The sequence below is a fragment of the Sphingobacterium mizutaii genome, assembly GCF_900187125.1.
In the GTDB taxonomy this organism is placed as follows: Bacteria; Bacteroidota; Bacteroidia; order Sphingobacteriales; family Sphingobacteriaceae; genus Sphingobacterium; species Sphingobacterium mizutaii.
Map to the genome: position 1 here is coordinate 1,145,170 of NZ_LT906468.1, position 19,764 is coordinate 1,164,933.

Here is a 19,764-nt window from a genome sequence, read left to right on the forward strand (position 1 = left end):
GTATCGCTATTTCAGGACGAGACAATTAGTCACAAAAAAAGGCTGTTGCATTGCAACAGCCTTTTTAATAGTATTGTACGAGACTTATTTATGATTGCAGATCTCTTTTACGACACCAACAACAAAGTCTATTTCTTCTTTTGTATTGTATTTACTAAATGAGAACCTAACAGAAGGTCTGCTGCCATCAGCTCCAATTCCTTGAAGTACGTGTGAGCCTATTTCGGAACCTGAACTACATGCACTTCCACCTGATGCGGAAACTCCTTTGATATCTAGGTTGAACAATAGCATGTCGCCCATATTTGTACAAGGTAAGGATACGTTCAATACCGTATACAAAGATTTATCTGAATCCACCTCGCCATTAAATCTTACCTCTGGAACAGCTTTGATCAATTCCGCTTTCATATAGTCCTTAAGGGATTGGATATAGGTTTGATGTTCTTCCATTTCAGCATAAGCAATCTCTAAAGCCTTAGCCAATCCTACGATACCATATACGTTTTCAGTACCACCGCGCATGTTTCTTTCTTGAGCTCCTCCGTAAATTAGAGGTTTGATCTTATTACGTGCATTGATGTACAAGAATCCAACTCCCTTAGGACCGTGGAACTTGTGGGCTGCTCCGGTAATAAAATCAATTTTCAGATCGGTCAAGTCATGTGCATAATGCCCCATCGTTTGAACAGTGTCTGAATGAAAGATCGCATCAAATTGCTCACATAACTCACTCACCTTTTTAATGTCAGTTAAGTTACCAAGCTCATTGTTGGCATGCATCAAGGAAACGAAAGTTTTTGGATTTTTAGACAAAAGCTCTTCCAGTTGACCCAAGTCAACATTTCCTTTTTCATCAACGCGCAAAAGATCTAAATGGATTTTTCCTGCTTTTTCCAGTTCTTCCAAGGTATGTAGAACAGCATGGTGTTCAATCGGCGAACTGATTGCATGGGTAATATTATAAGCTTCAATAGCACGAACAATGGCCATGTTGTCTGCTTCAGTTCCTCCGGAGGTAAAGAAAATCTCTGAAGGTGATGCATTCAATAATTTAGCGACTGTTCTTCTTGCTTTTTCAACAATGGTCTTCATTTCACGGCCATGTGCATGGATGGACGAAGGATTTCCAAAATTCTCGTTCAACATCTGAACCATTACCTCAATAACTTCTTTATCTAAGGCAGTGGTGGCGGCATTATCAAAATAAACTTGCATGGCGGCAAATATAATTATTCAATAGGATAATTCTGGTATATTTATTTTTTTCTGACAATCAATAAGCCTATTGATATTAAGCCTGTTACGAATGATAAATAGACTATTAAATCACTATATTTTGTATAGAAAGTGAGGTCTTCATTCAAATTGATTTCTTGAGATAGCGCAGTGGGCACCCACCAAGAACTCTTTTGGACTATATCTCCACGTTGGTTGATAAATCCTGATATCCCTGTATTGGCAGAACGAACTACCCAACGTCGGTTTTCAATTGCCCTAAGCTTGGCGTATTGCAAATGTTGGTCCTTGCCTGAGGTGTCTCCCCACCAGCCATCATTGGTGATGACTGCAATAAATTGAGCGCCTTTTTTAATATAATCAGCCACATAATTTCCCCAAATGGATTCATAGCAAATTACAGGGGCTGCACCGATTCCGCTAGCCGAGTAAAAGACAGAAGGCTCTTCTTGGCTACCATATCCACCTGTAGTGCCACCGAAATGTTTGAATAACGGGGTCATAAAAGCCAAGCTTTTTCCAAACGGAGTTTTTTCAGCTCCCGGTACCAATTTGGATTTATGGTAAAATTGAAGCTTGCTCGAGCCATCTACCAAAACCGCTGCATTGAAGCTATCATAAAAAACATTGCCATAAGGCCTTGCTGTCAAAGTCTTTTGGTCTTCATAGATCTGGTAACTTTCAATTCCCGAAAGCACATTTCCATTATGGTATGGCTCCAAGAATTCGAGGATTTTATGGTATTGGTCATATTCCCGGAATTCTTCTTCGTTTATCCCATTAGATCCTGAGATTGCAGTTTCAGGCCAGATGAAGAATTCAGTGTTTAGTTTTGCTACTTTTTGAGAGAGATCAGTAAGGGTTTTTAATTGTTCTTCCGGAGTAATGGAACCAAACTTTCCGTAAGGGTCAATGTTAGGTTGAACAGTAACGATTTCAGAAGGATTGATATGTTCTTCGTAAGTGCTGTACACAATCAAAGAGCCAATTGCAGGGATCAGAATCCATCCCGCAAGAGATCCTAAGAGTATTTTCTGACTGTAGATCTCTACCTTTTCCTTTCTTTGCCAATACCAAAGGAAAACTAGGATATTAGCTGTCCAGATCCATAAAGTACCGCCATAAACCCCAGTAATGCTGTACCATTGTACTATCTGGTGGAAGTTAGCGAATCCATTTCCTAAGGTCATCCAAGGGAATGCAAGTTCCCAGGTCTGGTGTAGGTATTCATAAGCCATCCAAAAGGAAACAAGCCCCATAAAGCTCAAGAAGATATTATTCCATTTACGCATTTGATAATATAGGCGAAATGCCAAGCCCATCAAAAGAGGGGCTAATGTAAATGGGATCAGGGAAACCATTAGCGAAGGGAATACATCCAAGACAGCATTCATTGCGTTAAAAACCCAATAGATGGATGCCGTGTTCCAAATGACACCGGTCAAGAAAGCTAATCCGAATATCTTGCGGCCTTTCTTTTTATAATCCCCACGGATTACGTTTTCTACAGCTACCAATAAAGGAACAAATGCAATAAAAAGTAAAAAGCTAGAATATGGTATAGGAGGCCAAGCCAGCCATAGCAATACTGCACTTAGACCAGCTAAAAGGTAATTGTTTTTCATGCTATTATAATTGACTTAAAACTTCAGCCTTTTTCGTTTCATATTCGGCTTGGGTGATAAGCTGCTTGTCATATAAGCTCTTTAATTTCTTTAATTTCAAAGTGATCTCATCATCTTCTTCTACCTTGTTTACCTCTGGACTTGCTGCTGGATCAGGAGGGGTAGGAGCGTTAAATGAAGAAGGCTGATGGTAATTTTGAGGTTCTGTTTTCGGAGCCTGCGCTTGTTGGTTTTGCTGGGCAAACATAGAATTCAAACTAGGTCTTTCCTCAAATTTTGGAAGTTCTACCGGCTTTTCTGCTTCAAAAGGCTTTACCGGTTCAGCTGGTTTTATAGGCTCAACCTTTTCTTCCGGACTTGCAACAGGATTACTGTAAGCGGGTTTGCTGGTAAAAGCAGATGGATTTTCCTTTGCTTCATTTTTTTGGTTCTGCAAATTCGCCAAAGCATCCTTGATCAACTGATACAATTTCCTAGCCTGTATTTTAGGAATATAATCAATGGTTAAGTTCTCTCCCGTAAATGGGATTACAGTAACCTTGGAGCCAAAAATCTCTTCCTTAAAAGCGATGTCCTTGATGTCTTTCCAAGGGAAAATTTCAAAATTGGTAGCAAGGCCCAATTTGGTGAATTCACACAGAAAAATCCTCCTGTTAGAAAGGGTAATGCTGTCAGGCAGTAAGTTCACTGCCGGTTTCTTTTGCAAGGCTATATAATTAATGGATTCCCCAGGGGTCAACATATCTAAAATCTTTCCATGGATTTTTTCTACCACTTTTGGATCCTGTCCATCTTGAACAAATTTGTCGATTTGATAATTTTCCATTGATTTGATATTTACGTCTTAAATTCTTTTTAATTATTCATGTCCAGCAACACAGCAAACAAATTCTCCTTTGATTGGGTTTGTTTCAAAATGTTGCTTGATCTCCTCCAAGGTGCCCCTTACGGTCTCTTCATACATTTTACTGATTTCACGAGATATCGAAGCCTGTCGTTCAGGTCCAAATACTTGGATGAATTCATCTATTGTTTTCAGGATACGATGTGGAGATTCATAAAAGATCATCGTTCTTTTTTCTTCTGCCAAGGATTTCAAGCGAGTCTGTCTGCCTTTTTTTACAGGAAGGAATCCCTCGAAACAAAAACGGTCGTTAGGTAGTCCTGAATTGACCAGAGCAGGTACAAAAGCCGTTGCTCCCGGTAAACATTGCACATCCAAACCCTCTTTGATCGTCTCTCTCACCAATAAAAAACCAGGGTCAGAGATGGCAGGAGTCCCTGCATCTGAGATCAAAGCAATCTGGTTCCCTTCCTTGAGCAATCGGATAATCTCTTGGACAGCTTTATGTTCATTATGCTGATGATGGGCAAAGACTTTTTTGTCGATTCCAAAGTGTTTTAACAAAGGTGCACTGGTCCTTGTATCCTCAGCTAAAATAATATCGACCTGTTTCAGTACGTTGATTGCCCGAAAGGTCATATCCTCCAAATTACCTATTGGTGTGGGAACGATGTATAACATAATCCAAAGATAGCGATTAACTAAGAATCTATTTCAGTATAATCTTCGGACTTAGGTATTTTACCTATTATTTCCATCCATTCTTCCGGGATGTTGGTCAGTTTTCTTTCTCTTATGTTCATCCAGGCACCATCGACCAGCACCACGGCTGCTTTCACGCCGTTTTCCTTAAAGATCTCATGTCGGAAGGAAAACCTGGAGTTTACCGTGTTAAACTTGGTGATGACCACGCTCACTTTCACGCGTTCATCCAAACCAATTTCTCTCAAATAATTCAACTCTTCACGAAATAGGATAGGTCCAATTTTTCTCTTGTTGAATTCCTCAAGGGATAATCCCATCTTGTTCAACATATTGCTTCTTGCCTGTGCACAAAAATCCGCATAAGCCGAATGGCGTAAATGTACATTTGCATCAATCTGTGACCATAAAACCTGTCCTTCGTAAAATATATTTTCTTCCATTGAACTTAACCTTTTAGTGTTTCCCTAAAAATATGAAAAATAAACAATCAGCTTTCAATGATTTCCGAAGCTTAACAATCTAATGAGAATTCAGTGTTAACAAAATGTTTGTTACCTATCATTCTACAAGGCTATTTTCGCAATAAAAAGAAATAATTACTCATAATAGGAAAGTGTATAATCCTGTATGTTAACAAATTAATAACATTCGGTTAATAATCTAGTTAATCCCTATAAATATTTTTGGTCCATTAAATTATTAACTTTATGAGATTATCCCTATTCATTTTATTCAATTTCATTTGTTGTATTTCTTTTGCCCAGACCACCATCTTAAAAGGTAAGGTGATGGACAACAATGACCATTTTTCTTTGCCAGGTGCAACCCTGAGGATCGCAGAAGGCAATAAGTTCACCGTTTCTGATGCAAACGGAAATTTTGAATTCCTAAACCTCCCTGCTGGAACATATACTGTATCAGTTGACTATTTGGGATATCAACATTTTGAGCAAAAAATCCAAACTTCTGATGAATCAATTGAAATTTTCTTGGAACCTGCTAGCAAATCTATCGATGAAGTTCAAGTCATTGGAGATATTGCAAGGGGTCAGGCAAAGGCCCTGAACCAGCAAAAGAACAACAGCAACATCACTAATATTATTTCTTCTGACCAAGTGGGTCGTTTCCCGGATCAGAATATCGGAGATGCCTTGAAAAGGGTTCCCGGTATTACGATGCAAAATGACCAAGGCGAGGCAAGAAATATTATCGTGCGTGGTCTCTCCCCAGAATTAAACTCCGTTACCTTGAATGGTGACCGTATTCCATCGGCAGAAGGTGATAACCGTAATGTTCAGATGGATTTAATTCCTTCGGACATGATTTCATCTATCGAGGTCAATAAAACCTTGACCCCTGATATGGATGCAGATGCGATCGGTGGTAGTGTGAACTTGATCACTCGTGCGGTGCCAAATAAGCAACGTATTTCTGCTACCCTGAGTGGTGGTTATTCTCCAGTTCGCGAAAAAGCGATCTATAATGGAGCATTAATTTATGGTAACCGTTTTATGGACAACAAGATGGGCTTGGTGTTGAGTGGAACGATGCAGACCAATGATTTCGGTTCTAATAACATCGAGGCAGAATGGGTTGAAGAAAAAGGTGACGTGTTGTTGAAAGAAATGCAGATCCGTAAGTATGACGTTACACGTGTTCGTAGAAGTGTATCCGCAGCTTGGGATTATGATTTCAACTCAAGGAACAGAATCGCTTTTAATGCCATGTACAACTGGCGTGATGACCGCGAGAATCGTTTTGCAACCAAGTATTCCAAATTAGCATATGATGCCGCTACTAAAACTTACACAGGTAATATTGAACGCGAGACTAAAGGTGGTATTGACAATAACCGCAATAAATCCCGTCGTTTAGAGCGTCAATCCGTATTGAACTTCTCTTTGCAAGGTGAGCATGTTCTGTCACCTATCTTGGATATGGATTGGTCAGCATCTTACTCCAGAGCTTCTGAATGGCGTCCTAACGAGCGTTATATTAACTATGAAGTTAAAAAAATCCCACTTAATGTAGATGTAAACGATTCTTACTTGCCTTTGGTTACCAATCCAACTAATGATCTTTCTGCATTTAAATTGGATAAAATCACTGAAAACGAAAATAATACCCATGAAGATGAGTTTGGCGCTAAACTAAACTTCCGTATTCCACTATCAATTATTGAAGATCAAAAGGGTAGAATCCGTTTCGGTGGACGTGTTAGGTTGAAAACCAAAGAAAGAGACAATAACTTCTTTGAATACAGCCCGACTTCAGGTTTTGAAACCTTAACTTCTGGAATGCCATTGGTTGCATGGGATGCTAAAGGTTGGGACCAAGGCGAGAAATATGCACCGGGTACATTCGTGGATAAGAACTATCTGGGCGGACTGACCCTAACCGACAAGTCAAAATTTAAAGAGGAAACTGATCCAACTGAATTCCTTTCTCAAAATTATAAAGCCAAAGAGCAAATCTTTGCTGGTTATGTTCGTTGGGATCAAAATATCACCGAGCAAACTGCCTTGATCTTAGGTGCCCGTTTGGAACATACTAGGATCGATTATACAGGAAATAACGTATTCGACGAAAAGGAATTAGAGGGGCAGATCCAAAATAAAAACAATTACACCCAAATCCTTCCAAGTATTACCTTAAAGCATAATTTCACGAACAACTTTATCCTACGTGCTGCGGTAACTACCAGTTTGGCAAGACCAAATTACTATGCATTAGCACCTTATGTGAATTCAAAAGTTGATGACAGAGAGCTTTTTGCAGGTAATCCAAATTTAAAGGCAACATATTCGACAAACTATGATGTGATGTTGGAGCGATATTTCCAGAACGTAGGTATTATCTCAGGAGGTGTATTCTATAAAAACCTAAAGAACTTTATCTACATGTATAACGATAGGAGATTTACGGCCAATCGCTTTACAGAGTTATTCCCTAATCTGAAAAACCCTATTGTAGGAACCGATGATTGGAGTTTCTCTCAATTTAGAAATGGTGATAAGGTTGATGTTTATGGGTTTGAAGTAGCTTTCCAAAGACAGTTGGATTTCCTTCCTGGAAAATTCCTTCAAGGAATGGCTGTTTATGCGAACTACACCTTCACGAAATCAAAAGCCAAAGGTATCTCTGGTGAGGGTGGAGTACTTCGCGAAGGCTTAGGTCTTCCTAGAACGGCACCGCACATGTTGAACGGATCCTTGTCTTGGGAGAACAATAAATTCTCTGCACGTGTGTCTGCAAATTATACCGCTGCTTATTTGGATGAAATCGGAAATGATGCCTTTACAGATGCCTATTACGACAAGCAGTTTTTCTTAGATGCCAATGCTGCATATAAAATCACAAAATCACTTCGCATTTTCGCCGAAGCTAATAACCTAACTAACCAACCATTGCGTTATTACCAAGGAGAAGTACAACGCTTGCGCCAATTGGAATATTACAAACCGCGCTATACCCTTGGTCTAAAATATGACTTATAAAAAATCAACAAATGAAGAAGCAACTTACAATACTTAGTTTTGCGGCACTAGTGCTAGCCTCTTGTGGAGATAAATTAGCCCCTGTAGCCGAAAATGCACTAAATCCAATCGTGATCACCGAAGTCGTACCAAATGATACGGATGATCCTGCTATCTGGGTAAACCCTCAGGATAGTTCACAGGTCATCGTTATCGGGACAGATAAGCATGAAAAAACAGGTGGTCTCTACGCCTATGACATGGATGGAAAGATCATCAATAAGGTCGTGCCATTAGATCGTCCAAACAATGTGGATATTGCCTATGGCTTTAACCTTGGCGGAAAGAAAGTTGATATCGCCGTAGTCACAGAGCGTGGTACCGATAAAATCAGGGTATTCAGTTTACCCGATTTGAAGCCACTAGATAATGGAGGTATTCCAGTATTTGAAGGTGAAACCGAAAAGTCACCAATGGGAATCGCACTTTATACCCAAAAGGATACTGCAGGAAATAAGATCTATGCCATTGTGGGTAGAAAGATCGGTCCGACCGGTAGATATCTATTCCAGTATGAACTACAAGATAAGGATGGAGTGGTTGTAGGAAATAAAGTCCGTGAATTCGGAGCTTTCCAAGGTGGTAAGGAAATTGAGGCAATAGCCGTGGACAATGAGTTGGGCTATGTCTATTATTCTGATGAAGGTTTCGGTATCCATAAATATTATGCTGATCCTGCCAAAGGTAATGAGGTCCTTTCAGTTTTTGGACAGAAGGATTTCAAAGATGACCATGAAGGCATTGCTATCTACAAGAGCACGGACAGTACAGGGTATATCGTAGCTTCTAACCAACAGAACAACTCTTTCAATATCTATCCTAGAGAAGGTGATGCTGGAAATCCTCATCAATATACTAGACTTGCAGAGGTTCCAGTTTCTGCTGTAGAGTGTGATGGAGCTGATGCACTATCCATGCCGATAGGAACAAAATTCCCTAAAGGTATGTTGGTGGCCATGAGTAATGGAATGGTATTCCATTATTATGATTGGCAACAATTCCAAGATCAGATTGATGCGAAGAAATAACATACAACAATTGGTTGAACAACAGATAGGCCGCGATATTATCGCGGCCTTTTCTAACACTAACTAACGACCTATACTTAATTTACCTAAAAACTTGCTCTGTTATTTTCTGACACACCTCACGTTTGCACCTCTACCGTCCTTGGATTGGATAATATCAAAAGCCATGGTGGTAAAGATTACACTCTCCCTGTAGTACATGGCCATGTATCTCGATGTGTCAGAGGTTCTATAATACCCTTTATCGCCATATTTTGGGAAAAGGGGCACCATATTCCCCGCTTCATAATTGAATTCCTTCAATGTTCTGTTCATCGCCCTATAGCCTGCGGCAACAAAACTTAGGTTTTTATTCGGATACCTCGGTGGTCCTGCGACATTATTGTTTATCCATGCGGCGTACCAGCCTTTATCACCCGGTTGGTTGTACCGGACTCTATTGTTCGTTGTACTTATCAGCTTGTCAAATTCAGTTGGAGTCGGTAGGCGCCATGTCCCTTCTGGGTAGACCAGTTTACAAGGGTCCCAGATCCTTGGAGCCTGTTGGGGCATTGGTCTTGGAGGTCGCGTATCAAAATAATCCCGCTCAATAAAATTCATCATTCCCCCAGCTTTATTGTTTACAAAATTGTTGTTATACCAAAATCTATATTGATTTTTTGTGTCTTGTGCGAAGAATGTCAGATTCCCACGTGCCCAATTTGCTCCAACAAGATTAATTGCCGATTCAATCAATCTAATTTTAAGGATATACCGCTTGCCCATTTCAGGAGTGAATGCCGGAATGTTAAAGGGGACCAGATCAAAGGTTCGGTCGACAAAAAAGTCCACATTTGGAGCTTCTGAATTTACAGATTGGCTGTTTATAATGGTGTTTTTGATATTACCGGAAAGACTTATGTTGCCACTGCTGGGGACGGTCAAGAATTCCATGTACTTCACCCACCCTAATGGGATGGAATCTGCAATGGCATCCGACCATTGTAGGGCATTGAAAGCTACTGGGCTTATGCTGCTATAGGTTCCATTTAGAATGGAGAATACCCCATTGTTTAGTCCTGTATTGTTACTGGTCTTAGGGAACTCTAAACTGGTGCTCTTGATCTTGGAAAATATTCCCCTAGCATCCAGTTCAATCCTTAAAGCGCTCATTTTCCGTTGAAACGTGATCTGAATTCGATTTTCAGCTTCTGGATCATCCGAAGTCTGGACCAATCCCGTAGCATATAGAAACTCCTGTCCTTGTTCTAAGGTTGTCGGGTTGATGGTCAGATTAGGATTTGCCGGATTAAATGGGCTAATGTCATCGCCATTGTTAAAGGAATATGCAAACCAGCGGTATTTTTTATTCCTATAAGCATCGATTACGATTTCAGAGGTTGCCGTTGCCTGTGCTTGGTCAAAATAAGTTGTTGCTTCCCCGGCTGCATTGGTTTCGTATAAAACGATTAGGTATTTCGTGTTGAGGGGCAGGGGTTTGGTTACGGCAAGAGATGGGGCTTTTGGGTCAAAGCTTTTTGATTCCGCTAGTAAATAATCGTAGTCAACTCCGCCCACTGTACTTATTTCTTTTTTGAAGATCAATGGCTCTGCAGAACCCTGTTTGTTCGTCTTGTTGTTATTTGCAAGGATTTCCTTTGTGTCCGTGATCTCGTTAATACCTTGTACATGAAAGGTTAATCCATTTTTACTGCCAATGATTTCGTCCGGTCTTTTGCATTGGCAAAAGAGAATTAAAGTTATAAATGTGATGAAGACAATTAGGTCAGGTCTGTTCTTCATTGTTTTTCAATTAAGTTACATGGTTATTAAAAGTCAACATTAATGGTTTTGCCTTCTGAATCGTCCCACTCATCAACTTGGGGACTGTGTTCTTTTTCTCCACCTATTATTATTCTTGATGAGGTGATAGCTAAATCAAATTCAGTTACGATAAAATTTATTTCAAATATTGGCGCTGCGTAGGTTTTCTTGGACTTTTCATAAGTATTTAAAGGAGATTTAATTTCTTGTTTTTTTTATCGGCATAAATTCCTGCGTTAAAGTTTATGAATATTTCAATTGGCTTAATATTAATCTTACCGTTATTTGTGTCTTTAATTTTGTGTTTGGTTTTCAATTGTTTGTTTCAAAATTATATTTTTCAGAACAATATTCCGTATAAAATTTATTTGTACTATAAAAATGTTACTTAACGATATATTTTTAGAATTTTCTTTCGTTGTTTGTTTTTTAAGTGCCTGAAAGGAGAATAAATTAAATTAAATAGGCGTAATGAAAAATCATTACGCCTATACGAAAAACACATCATGTTTATGAATATTTTAGCCTATTATTTTATTTCCTTGTATATCGTGTACTTATAGAATTTAAATGGTTCTTTTTTCGAAAAAATTGGAATTAATTATCCCATCCAGGTTGGATTTGTTGATTATCTTCTCACGCATCGGACATTGACGCCTCTACCGTCAGTAGCTGTTGTGATCCTGATTCCTAAATCAAAGCCTATGATTGAACCGCCATAATCGATGTGGAAAAATTTTGAAGTATCTGAGGTCTTAAAGAATCCTTCATCTGCAGAAAAGGTACCAAAACCTCTGTAATTAAATTTCTGTAACGCTCTTGTCTTTCTATCTCTATAGCCAGCAGCCACGAAATTTAAATCGTTGTTTTTATACCTAGGTGGCCCAATGCTCGATCTGTTTCCCCAAGACCCATACCACCCTTGGTTGTTTTCTTGGTCCACTCGGTGTCTGTCATATGATTCTGCATCCGCTCCTAATCTCAAAAATTCGGCTTCTGTTGGTAGTCGCCATGTTTTTTCAGGGTATACCAAGGCGCATGGATCCCAATTGCTGGGTGGGGCCTGAGGCTCTCCTCTTGGAGGTCGCGTATCAAAATAATCACGTTCTATAAAATTGTTCATTCCCCCATTCACGTTTTTAATAAAGTTGTTGTCATACCAAAATCGGTATTTGTTTTCAGGTGAATTAGCAACATAGGTCAAATTTCCCCTGGCCCATTGGCTTCCTCCTGCTGAGATGGGATTTTCCCTAAGCCTTAATTTTATGGTATACCGCTTGCCTGCAACCGGCGTGAAATCGGGAAAATCGAAAAGTATGCCTGCTGTTGGGACCCCATAGTTTCGATCCGCAAAGGTAATGGCTGTTGGGTTTCCAGGAGTGATGGTTTGGCTCGTAATGGTCAAGCTTTTTAAGAGAGCCTGAAAATTCATGGGTTCTCCATTCGGGACCGTCAATAATTGTTGGTATTTGACCCATCCGGTTGGAATGGTATCGGCTATATGATCAAGCCATGCGGATCTACTAAATTGTTCCGCGTTGCTAGTTTCCGTAAACACCCCATTTCGAAACGAAAATTTTCCATTTCGAAATCCATTTTCGGATGCCGGAAAATCAAATTGCAGATCTTTTATAGAAGAAAACACCCCTCTGGCATCGATTTCAAAGCGAATCGCGCTGACCATTCGTTTGAAAGTTATAGGGACTTGGTTGGCCGCATTTGGGTCATTACTTGTCGTAATTGCACCCGTGGCGTAAAGAAAGTCGCTGCCATCTCCCACCGAGGAGGAGTTGATGTCTAAAATAGGAGATTCAACTATTGGTTGGGGGAAGTTTTCATCGCTATTGAAAGAATAAGCAAACCATCTGTATTGTGTGTTGCGGTTTGCGGGAAATGGGATGGTTGGCCCATTACCGGTGCTCTTGACGCTATATTTGAATTTAACTGCATTGCCTTTTCCATCTGCTTCAAATAGCATAATGAAGTAAACAGTATTGTCTGAAATTGGACTGGTGATTGCTGTTTTTGCTAAAGCTAAATTGTTTACAGCAGTTTCTTCGATCATCAGGTCGATATCCAAACCTTGAACATTGCGTATTTCTCGATGGATTGATAGTCTATCCGGATTTTCTGTGTTCCTACCCTTTGTAGAGCCCATTAATTCTGTACTGCCCCCTTCCTCGATTCCGGATACTCGAAAGGTGATGCCCTTATCAGATGCTAGCTCTATGTCCCGTGGTTTGCAACAATTTAAAATTAAGATGCAAATCAAACTGCTCAATAGGAATAGTGTGGCTTTATTTGTCATCATTTTTATGTTTTTTGGTTTCGCTAGAAGTCAAAATCCTTTATGCTTTCACCCTCATCCTCCCAATCTTCAGCTCTGGGAACATTGCCAGGACCTCCGGTTCTGATAAAAGTAGAGCCTACCATGATTTTAAAATCCAATTGGATTATATGCAGGGTTATTTCTGGGCACAAATAGGGGAGTTTGTCTTTTTTCCTCTCTGGGGCATTCAACTGTTGAAGACCCGGACAGTTCTTTTTCTGTGGGCTTTTCATGATTTTTTTGGTTCTTAATGGAGAATAGCTCTTTTTCGATTTTTATCGAATTTTAATTAATCAGCTCTTAATTAACTAATAATAACAAAAATATGTAAAAATATTAATATTAAGATAAAATTTAGTGTATCATTTATGACTTTCAAGTTAAATTTTAGCCAGAAAACAGATTTTGTATTAATCTAAATGACAGCAAACAAAAAAACAGCGCTATATGGTATAGCGCTGTTCCTCAGTATTATGTATTTTTTTATACGCCGGATGCGATTTTCATGAGCAAGGCGGTCAACCAACCGGCATAGGTCCCGATTGCATAAGAGAAAACGGATAGAATAACCCCTACAGAAATTAAAGAAGGGTGGAAGGCTGCAGACATCACCGAAGCAGAAGCTACACCGCCGACATTCGCCATGCTCCCAACTGAAAAGTAAAAGAATGGCACCTTGAATATCTTGCCCACGATGATCAATAGAATGGCGTGGAAGCTGATCCAGATAAACCCAACGACAAACAAACCTGGATTTCCCAAAATGGCCATAATGTTCATCTGCATCCCAATGGTAGTAATCAATACATATAACAACACGGTTCCGATCTTAGAGGCGCCAGCAAACTCCAGTTTTTTAGCTGGTGTAAAGGATAAGGATATACCTATAGCGGTAGCAAAGAAAATCAACCAGAAGAAGCTGTTGGTCAGGGAGAATTTTTCGGTTTCTGGATAATGGGTCGCCATAAAATTAGCAACTGGATCTGCCAATAGGGTGGCTAAACCTGTTCCTCCAAAGGCCAAGGCGATCATGATCATGAAATCCTTGGTTTCGGGGATCCGGCTGTTCTCCTTTACGCGTTCATCCATTTTCGCCTTCAAGTGCTCCACATCTTGCGAGTCCGCTTTGAAGAATTTATCGACTGCTTTATATTTACTTGCGCCATACAATAGGATCGCCATCCAGATATAGGCCACAAAGACATCGACTGCAATAATAGAAGAGAATAGATTAGGAGAAGGCTGTAAAATCTCCTTCAAGGCAACCTGATTTGCTGATCCACCAATCCATGAACCCGCCAAAGCTCCTAGTCCACGCCAAACCTCATCTGGTCCTGTGCCGCCTACAACATCGGGTGCAACTAATGAAGTCAGGTAGACCGCTAAAGGGCCTCCTAAAAGGATACCAATCGTTCCTGTTATAAACATCAAGCCTGCTCGCTTGCGCAAAGCCCACATTTCCTTAAGGTCCAGGTTGATCACAAATAAAATCAAACATGCCGGCAGAAAATAGCGGCTACCGATGCTGGTCAATGGTGAATTCTCCCCATCGATAATGTTGAAGGAATTCAATAGTCCCGGTAGGAAATAACAGAGCAACAAAGGAGGGATGACATTGTAAAATCCTTTGATGTATTTATTGGAAAGACTGGAGGTGTAAAAAACCAATCCTAAGATCGTCATCAATAATCCAAAGACCACCGTAGTGTTCTCTATCAATGGTCCGGCTTCTGTATCGGTTATTTGCATAAAATTGTAATAATTGTTATTTTGCTGTGAAAATAGATAATTTTTCAATTATTTATTGAAATAATCAACATATCAAAAACATTAAATCAATCTGAATCATTCAAAAATAGACCGAATGGACCGAAGAAATTTTATTAAAAACGGTGGTATTATCCTTGGTGCCACTTCATTAGACTTTTCAAAAACCAACCTTGATTTCAAGAAAAAAATAAAAGTAGGGTTAGTCGGCTGTGGTGGTCGCGGAACGGGTGCTGCTTTCCAGGCGCTGGCTGCTGATCCAGATGTCGAAATTGTTGCATTGGCTGATATTTTTCCAGAACAATTGGAAACGGCCTTAGCTTCTCTGAAAGAAGCCCACCAAGATCGCGTCAAAGTTTCCGAAAAAAGAAAGTATGTAGGATTTGATGCCTATAAAAACTTGATCGCTTCGGATGTGGATGTTGTATTGTTGGCAACCCCGCCGAGCTTCAGACCGGATCACTTGACCGAAGCGGTTAAACATGGTAAACATATCTTCTGTGAAAAACCGATGGCAGTGGATGTGCCTGGAGTACATAAGGTGCGTGAAGCAGTAAAAGTAGCGAAGGAGAAAAAACTAAACCTGGTATCTGGATATTGCTTTAGGTACTCTACCCCGAACCGGGAATTGGCAAAATTAATCCACGATGGTAGCATCGGTGATATCTATTCGATCAGTACTTTCAGGTTGGGCGGTGAACTGACCGAAAAACCAAAACAAGCAGATTGGACGGACCTAAAATATCAATTGTACAACTGGTTTTATTACCAGCGTTATTCGGGTGATATCATTGTAGAACAAACAGTGCACAGTATCGATTTCATGAACTGGATCCTAAATAGAGGTTTACCAAAAACAGTTTCAGGTACCGGAGGTCGTCAGAGCCGTCCTTGGGACAAATATGGCAATGTCTTCGATCACTTTGCGGTTGAATTTGATTATGGTGATGGACTGAAAGGTTTCCACTTCGGGAGACAACAGAACGGTACGCAGCCAAGAAACTCAGTTGAGGCTATCGGTACTAAAGGTAATTTCAATGTCAGTCTGTTAAGTTCTTATGCCATCAATGGTACTAACCCATGGAAATTCGCTGGAAAGATGAACAATATGTATCAGACCCAACATGATGAGCTTTTTGCTGCCATTAAAAATAAACAAGTGATCAATGATGGCGATTTCATGGCAGATTCTACCTTGATGGCTATCTGGGCGCGTGAAGCCGCCTATACAGGTAGCATTATCTCTTTGGATGAAATCTTAAATTCGACCAAGACCTATGGTCCGAGCTCGGATGGATATAATTGGGAAATGGAAATAGATACGGCTCGAATCCCAAGACCGGGATTGGCTACATAATATTTGTGAAAGAGAAATGTTGGAAAAGATTAAGATTTTAGTGGTAGGCTGTGGGAATATGGGTGCATCCCATGCACAGGCTTACCATGAGATGGAGGATTTTGAAATTGTTGGACTGGTCTCTCGTGGAGACAGTAAACAGAAATTGAATGAGAAATTAGCTGCGCAATACCCCCTGTTTGACAGCTATGAGCAAGCCCTAGAACAAACAACTCCAGATGCGGTCTGTATATCCACCTATCCAGACACCCATGAGGAATATGCAATCAAGGCTTTTCAGGCCAACGCGCATGTGTTTATCGAAAAACCGCTGGCTGATACCGTCCTAGGTGCACAGAAAGTGATTGATGCTGCCAATGCAGCGGATAAAAAACTGGTCGTCGGATATATATTAAGGCATCATCCTTCCTGGATCAAGTTTATCGAGATTGGTAAGACCATGGGTTATCCATTGGTGATGCGCATGAACTTGAATCAGCAAAGCCAGGGTTATATGTGGGATGTGCATCGCAACCTGATGAAAAGTCTCAGTCCCATTGTGGATTGTGGCGTGCACTACATCGATGTGATGTGCCAGATGACTAATGCCAATCCAGTTTCTGTATCGGCTATTGGTGCAAGGCTTACTGATGATATTCCAAAGGACAATTACAATTACGGACAGTTACAGATCCGCTTTGACGATGGCAGTGTGGGTTGGTATGAAGCCGGTTGGGGGCCTATGATCAGCGATACGGCTTTTTTTATCAAGGACGTTATCGGGCCGAAAGGCTGTGTTTCCATTGTGGCAAAAGAAGCTGCTAAAGCCGGTAATTCAGATTCGGTGGAATCCCATACCAAAACAGAATCCTTAAAGGTTCATTATGCGGATATCAATGCGCAGAATGAATTCTTGAAACAGGATGAATGGCTAGACCTAACCGATGAACCTGACCATCAGGAGCTCTGCAATAGAGAACAACGATTCTTCTTGAAGGCCATCAAAGAAAACTTGAATTTGGAAAAATCGATGCAGGACGCCATCAATAGCCTTCAAATTGCTATTGCATGTGATGAATCTGTAAAGACTGGTGAAATTGTAAAACTTTAAAATGCGCAAATACTCTCTTTTGATCGGGTTGCTGTTTCTCAACCTGATGCTATTAGCCCAAACCAAGAAACCTAATATTGTATTGATTCTTGCTGATGACCTTGGCTATGGGGACTTAAGTATCTATGGACAAGAAAAATTCAGCACTCCAAATATCGATGCCCTTGCTAAAAAAGGCATGCTGTTCACAGATTTCTATGCCGGTGCTCCTGTCTGTGCTCCTTCGCGATCGGCATTGATGACCGGTCAGCATACTGGACATACTTATATCCGTGGAAACAAGGAAATCGAGCCGGAAGGTCAAGAACCTTTGGCGCAGGATATTGAAACCTTTGCCATGGCCCTGAAAAACGCTGGTTATAAAACCGGTGCATTCGGGAAATGGGGCTTGGGAATGGTCGGAACCACAGGTGACCCTTTGGAAAAAGGTTTTGATGAGTTCTATGGCTATAATTGCCAAAGACAATCACACCGCTATTATCCAACACATCTTTGGGACAATGAAGCGCGTGTAGATCTGAAAGGTAATGAAAACCTCATGAAGACCACGACTTATGCTCCAGACCTGATCCATCAGAAATCATTGACTTTTATCCATAATTACAAGGATGGGCCTATATTTCTGTTTATCCCAACCGTATTGCCTCATGCTGAATTAATCGTCCCTGAAGATGAGATCTTTAAAGAGTTTGATGGCAAGTTTGAGGAAAAACCTTTCAAGGGCAGCCCTTACGGACCAAATGCAGGTTCAGGCTACACTAGCCAAGCTAAACCTAGAGCTACCTTTGCTGCCATGGTTACCCGTATGGACCGGCAGGTAGGCGAGGTGGTTTCCGCATTGGAAGAAGAAGGCATGCTCGAGAATACCATTATCATCATTACGAGCGACAACGGTTCGCATAGAGAGGGAGGAGCAGATCCTGATTTCTTTAAAAGTTCTGGTCCATTCCGTGGGAATAAACGCGATGTTTATGAAGGAGGGGTAAGGACGCCCTTCATCGTACATTGGCCTGCCAAAATCAAAGGAAACAAAAAGTCTGATCATATTGGTGCTTTTTGGGATGTGGCACCCACTTTATTGGAGGTTGCCCAAGCTAAGCCATTGAAACAAACCGATGGTATCAGTTTCTTGCCTACCTTATTAGGCAAAAAAGGCCAAAAAGAACATGATTATCTCTATTGGGAATTCCATGAGCAAGGTGGGAAACAAGGCCTAAGAATCGGGGACTACAAAGCAATCCGCTTGAATGCTAAAGGAAATCCGGATGCTGAAATAGCGATCTACCATTTGCCAACAGATGTCGCTGAGCAAAACAATATTGCATCAAAACATCCTGAATTGCTGGAAAAGGCCAAGAAAATTATGGCTGAAGCCAGGACAGAAAGTGCAATCTTTCCTTTTCAATAACAAGGAATGATCAATATAAAAAGCGAAGGGCTGCCAATCTTGATTGGTAGCCCTTCGCTTTTTATATCTTAGGGACGAAATGCTTTCGCTATTAAGGGATGTTCAGGTATTTGTGGGTTTGCAAGGAGATTTCCCATCTCGGATTGTCCTTTACGTAATCGATGATCAAAGGGGTCATCTCCGCAGCTTTGGACCATTCCGGTTGTAAGTAGAGCTTACAGTTGGAGCTTACGAACTTGGCATGTTCTTCTGCCCATTGGAAATCACTTTTGTTGAAAACGATCACTTTCAGTTCGCCAGCGGCACTCAAAACATCTTCCCTAGGACCTTTGAATTTTTTAGGGGATAAGCAGATCCAATCCCAATATCCCGTCAAAGGATAGGCTCCTGAGGTTTCCAAGAAAATCTTGATGCCTGCTTCCTTAAGTTTTTGCGTCAGGTAGGTCAAGTTGTACAATAAAGGTTCGCCACCAGTAATGACCACTGTTTTTGCCGGATGTTGCAAAGCATGCTCAACGATGGTGTCGGCGGAAGTCAAAGGGTGCATTTCAGCATCCCAGCTCTCCTTTACATCACACCAATGGCAACCCACATCACAACCTCCTAAACGAATGAAATATGCTGCTTTTCCGGTGTGGTATCCTTCCCCCTGTATCGTGTAGAATTCTTCCATCAAGGGAAGAAATGTGCCGTCCTCTGGAACTTGATTTGACATGTTACTGAATTTGAGCTGCAAAAGTAGGAAAAAAATCAAGATAAATGGAATTTCCATCCGCTGATGGACTTGCTTCCTTGTCGTTTGAAGGTCAAAAAAATGTCTTATAATTTCTTGAAATTGAAAAGAGGCTTCGGGACTGGCTTTACCCTTATTCGAGGCATATTCGGAAAATTCAAAACCTGCCTCGAATAAGGGTGGAATGAGGTCTGGCAATTTTGGTCAAAATAATTTGTGGAGATTTCTTGTTCCAGAGGATTGGATTTGTAACAGGGCTTATAAGGCTTGGCTATTCAGTGGAAATTCTAGCAAAAACTT

At 40.6% G+C, this 19,764-nt stretch carries 15 protein-coding genes; 5 read left to right on the forward strand and 10 right to left on the reverse strand.

Features of this window, described 5'->3' with window-relative positions:
* Nucleotides 1-84: 84 nt before the first annotated feature.
* The 5 genes from CKW03_RS04900 to CKW03_RS04920 are packed head-to-tail and all read right to left on the reverse strand — an operon-like array spanning nt 85 to nt 4,853.
* A complete protein-coding gene (locus CKW03_RS04900) occupies nt 85-1,218 on the reverse strand; it encodes a cysteine desulfurase family protein (protein ID WP_093098906.1) in 1,134 nt (377 codons plus the stop codon).
* A 41-nt stretch (nt 1,219-1,259) separates the two neighbouring features.
* Nucleotides 1,260-2,864, reverse strand: coding sequence for an apolipoprotein N-acyltransferase (lnt, locus tag CKW03_RS04905; RefSeq protein ID WP_093098908.1), 1,605 nt, complete (start codon nt 2,862-2,864; stop codon nt 1,260-1,262).
* A gap of 4 nt (nt 2,865-2,868) precedes the next feature.
* Nucleotides 2,869-3,690 carry a PH domain-containing protein gene (locus tag CKW03_RS04910; RefSeq protein WP_093098909.1) on the reverse strand — a complete coding sequence of 274 codons (822 nt, stop codon included), beginning with the start codon at nt 3,688-3,690 and terminating at the stop codon, nt 2,869-2,871.
* Nucleotides 3,691-3,723: 33 nt separating this feature from the next.
* A complete protein-coding gene (gene rsmI / locus CKW03_RS04915; RefSeq protein ID WP_093098911.1) occupies nt 3,724-4,389 on the reverse strand; it encodes a 16S rRNA (cytidine(1402)-2'-O)-methyltransferase in 666 nt (221 codons plus the stop codon).
* 20 nt (nt 4,390-4,409) lie between these two features.
* Nucleotides 4,410-4,853 (reverse strand): acyl-CoA thioesterase, encoded by a 444-nt coding sequence (locus tag CKW03_RS04920; RefSeq protein WP_093098912.1) that lies wholly within the window; start codon nt 4,851-4,853, stop codon nt 4,410-4,412.
* Nucleotides 4,854-5,120: 267 nt separating this feature from the next.
* Here CKW03_RS04920 and CKW03_RS04925 point away from each other — a divergent pair, with 267 nt between their 5' ends.
* Entirely contained in the window at nt 5,121-7,910 is a 2,790-nt protein-coding gene (locus CKW03_RS04925; protein ID WP_093098914.1) for a TonB-dependent receptor, read from the forward strand.
* Between the two features lie 11 nt (nt 7,911-7,921).
* Nucleotides 7,922-8,977: a phytase gene (locus CKW03_RS04930; protein WP_093098915.1), complete on the forward strand. Its 1,056-nt coding sequence runs from the start codon at nt 7,922-7,924 to the stop codon at nt 8,975-8,977.
* Between the two features lie 102 nt (nt 8,978-9,079).
* Here CKW03_RS04930 and CKW03_RS04935 read toward each other — a convergent pair whose 3' ends face one another.
* From CKW03_RS04935 to CKW03_RS04950, 4 genes are all read right to left on the reverse strand, one after another.
* A complete protein-coding gene (locus CKW03_RS04935; protein ID WP_093098917.1) occupies nt 9,080-10,759 on the reverse strand; it encodes a fimbrillin family protein in 1,680 nt (559 codons plus the stop codon).
* A gap of 649 nt (nt 10,760-11,408) precedes the next feature.
* A complete protein-coding gene (locus CKW03_RS04940; protein ID WP_093098918.1) occupies nt 11,409-13,091 on the reverse strand; it encodes a fimbrillin family protein in 1,683 nt (560 codons plus the stop codon).
* A gap of 20 nt (nt 13,092-13,111) precedes the next feature.
* Nucleotides 13,112-13,342 (reverse strand): hypothetical protein, encoded by a 231-nt coding sequence (locus tag CKW03_RS04945; protein WP_093098920.1) that lies wholly within the window; start codon nt 13,340-13,342, stop codon nt 13,112-13,114.
* Between the two features lie 250 nt (nt 13,343-13,592).
* On the reverse strand, nt 13,593-14,858 hold the full coding sequence (locus CKW03_RS04950) for a DUF819 family protein (protein ID WP_093098921.1): 1,266 nt from the start codon (nt 14,856-14,858) through the stop codon (nt 13,593-13,595).
* Between the two features lie 115 nt (nt 14,859-14,973).
* Here CKW03_RS04950 and CKW03_RS04955 point away from each other — a divergent pair, with 115 nt between their 5' ends.
* Genes CKW03_RS04955 through CKW03_RS04965 form a run of 3 tightly spaced genes read left to right on the forward strand, consistent with a single transcriptional unit; the run spans nt 14,974 to nt 18,731 of the window.
* A complete protein-coding gene (locus CKW03_RS04955) occupies nt 14,974-16,233 on the forward strand; it encodes a Gfo/Idh/MocA family protein (RefSeq protein ID WP_093098923.1) in 1,260 nt (419 codons plus the stop codon).
* A gap of 16 nt (nt 16,234-16,249) precedes the next feature.
* Nucleotides 16,250-17,323, forward strand: a complete 1,074-nt coding sequence (locus CKW03_RS04960) for a Gfo/Idh/MocA family protein (protein WP_169918979.1) — start codon at nt 16,250-16,252, stop codon at nt 17,321-17,323.
* Between the two features lies 1 nt (nt 17,324).
* Nucleotides 17,325-18,731 carry an arylsulfatase gene (locus CKW03_RS04965; RefSeq protein ID WP_093098924.1) on the forward strand — a complete coding sequence of 469 codons (1,407 nt, stop codon included), beginning with the start codon at nt 17,325-17,327 and terminating at the stop codon, nt 18,729-18,731.
* A 91-nt stretch (nt 18,732-18,822) separates the two neighbouring features.
* Here the strand turns inward: CKW03_RS04965 and CKW03_RS04970 are convergent, their stop codons facing one another.
* Entirely contained in the window at nt 18,823-19,446 is a 624-nt protein-coding gene (locus CKW03_RS04970; RefSeq protein ID WP_093099082.1) for a 7-carboxy-7-deazaguanine synthase QueE, read from the reverse strand.
* Nucleotides 19,447-19,764: the final 318 nt, after the last annotated feature.